Annotated in this window: 3 protein-coding genes; 2 read left to right on the top strand and 1 reads right to left on the bottom strand. The window is 48.7% G+C overall.

The window, feature by feature from the left end; translation table 11 throughout:
- Window positions 1-45: 45 nt before the first annotated feature.
- Entirely contained in the window at window positions 46-201 is a 156-nt protein-coding gene (locus ABD892_RS10900) for a hypothetical protein (RefSeq protein ID WP_345195669.1), read from the top strand.
- A 17-nt stretch (window positions 202-218) separates the two neighbouring features.
- Here the strand turns inward: ABD892_RS10900 and ABD892_RS10895 are convergent, their stop codons facing one another.
- On the bottom strand, window positions 219-572 hold the full coding sequence (locus ABD892_RS10895) for a hypothetical protein (RefSeq protein WP_345195668.1): 354 nt from the start codon (window positions 570-572) through the stop codon (window positions 219-221).
- 289 nt (window positions 573-861) lie between these two features.
- On the opposite strand from ABD892_RS10895, the gene ABD892_RS10890 reads away from it, so the two are divergent.
- The gene (locus ABD892_RS10890; protein ID WP_345195667.1) at window positions 862-1,614 is read left to right on the top strand and encodes a hypothetical protein; all 753 of its coding nucleotides are present in this window, start codon (window positions 862-864) and stop codon (window positions 1,612-1,614) included.
- Window positions 1,615-1,966: the final 352 nt, after the last annotated feature.

The following is a 1,966-nucleotide window of genomic DNA, read 5'->3' as shown; positions in this document are numbered from 1 at the left end:
GCTTAATCCCGACAGATCTTCAGCTGATCAACTTAAGAAAGCGGCTTGAGTTGGGGCGACAACTATGTTGACAAACACCGGATCTGTCTTTTTGAAAAAGACCAGGTTGACGGGCTGGAGAAGCTTGCCAGTGGCCAGAAAGTCACAATGGGAGAGCCCATTGGCTCCATGAAAGAAGATAAAGCTGGCGAATCTGAATAAACGCCAGCCAGGGAATACTAACCGGCACGTGCACCATTGGGGAGAGGCATTTCAGGCATAGCGAGGCAGGGTGTGATGCCATCGGCATAGCCAAGGTCAAACAACATGCCCTGAGAGACTTCCCCCGCCATTTTGCGTTCAGGCAGGTTCACAACAAAGAGGGCCTGCTTTCCTTCAATCTCTTTTGGGTTGTCACGCTCTTGTTTGATACCGGCCAGAATGGAGCGAGTGTGGTCGCCAAAGTCCACGGTCAGCTTCATCAGTTTGTTCGATTGCTCGACGTCATTGACGGAGAGGATAGTGCCGACACGAATATCCAGTTTTTCAAAATCTTCGAAGGTAATGAGTGCTTTAGTGGGGGCTGGTGTCATTGTCCTAAGCCTCATGATGAATAGTGTATGTTGCGCACAATATACGGCATGGGATTGCATGCACCAATGGTGTTGTTAAAAGGCACAGAGCATGCACGGAGAATGTATCTACTACGAATCATTGAACATCTGATGTGAATGACGTTTTTAATACATAACACTGGTACTTTTTTTCATGGTTCATGTTTTATGAAGTGTTTTTTGGGGGCATATGACGTGTAATGTTTGACGACAGTTTACGCTTTGCCTATATGCAGTGTTCCTTAACATCAAAGCAGGCAGACGTGTTATGTCGTTCATGCATAAGATTTGTTCCGCACTGTTTTTACTCGTTGCGATCTCTTACCAGGCGCATTCCGCTCAACTTACCAACCATATGAAAGAGGCCTCCGCGCTGACAACACAAGCATTTGAGCAGGCAAGGCCCGATGTCTTGTTGTGTGTCATACCGTCTTCGTCAGAATCCGGTAATACAGGCGATGTCATTGGCAAGGTTATACCGGCTGGTGATGGCGCTGGTTACGTGTGTGAAAGCACAGCTCAGGCGGGTGATGTGTCGTCGGGAGCCCAGGTGTCCAAAGATTTCAAATGGCTGGATATCGGCCATGACCAGTTGGCCAGCTGGCTTGTCTCTTTTGCCACACTTGAAAAGAATGAGGGTGGAGCCGCGTATTTTGCACTGAGATGTAATGAGCACCGTCCAGATCATGCGCCAGCCGTTTGTGTGCAATCAACGCAAGGTAAGGGGTTTGAGTTTGGTCATGAAGTGGTGGGTGATAATGGGAAAACGTCATGTGCACCCCATGAAGGCGCACTCTATGCTTCGCCTTACTTCCATGCTGCAGCGACGGCATTTAGCAGCTGTACAGGTGATACCTTTCATCCCGAATGTCATCGGTGTAATGGTGGAGGCTGCGGTGCCTTTGAGTGCTCCGCGTTTACTTCCTGGGATAAATGCCCGTCTGGTAGCCATCTCTGCGGCTATGAGCACTGTGTCACAAACTTTTGCCCCATGAGGCCAATTTGTCAGTGGGATAAGTGATATCTCGCTATTGAATGATAAGTGAGTCGTTCTAGCTCCGATGCTGGCCGCGCATGAGGCGTGACCCGGAAGGGCGGGAAATACGTCTATTCGCCAATAGTGACAGGATTCCCGTTTCTACCGATGGCTGCCATTGGAGCTACTCCATGATGCGCCTGGAAAAGAAGAGCGCTGAATCTGGGGAATGCTCCGGTGAGGAAATACCTTTAATTACATGAAGCTTGAATAAGGTGTGCTTATGTAAACATCCCTTTTTTAGTGGCACCCTAAATTAGGGGCTGTTGACGTTTCATTGAAAGCCTTGAACCAAGCCTGAAAATCCGCAGTATGTTGCTACCGCTCATGCTTTCAT

Origin of the sequence: Kistimonas scapharcae (assembly GCF_039540975.1) — a bacterium.
GTDB classification, from domain to species: domain Bacteria; phylum Pseudomonadota; class Gammaproteobacteria; order Pseudomonadales; family Endozoicomonadaceae; genus Kistimonas; species Kistimonas scapharcae.
The sequence above is the reverse complement of the archived record's forward strand: the minus strand, read 5'-3'. Positions and strand labels throughout refer to the sequence as shown.

Bases quoted from the DNA above. Each gene is read 5' to 3' on its own strand.
- ABD892_RS10895 (WP_345195668.1), bottom strand. From the start codon at position 572: ATGACACCAGCCCCCACTAAAGCACTCATTACCTTCGAAGATTTTGAA.
- ABD892_RS10890 (WP_345195667.1), top strand. From the start codon at position 862: ATGTCGTTCATGCATAAGATTTGTTCCGCACTGTTTTTACTCGTTGCG.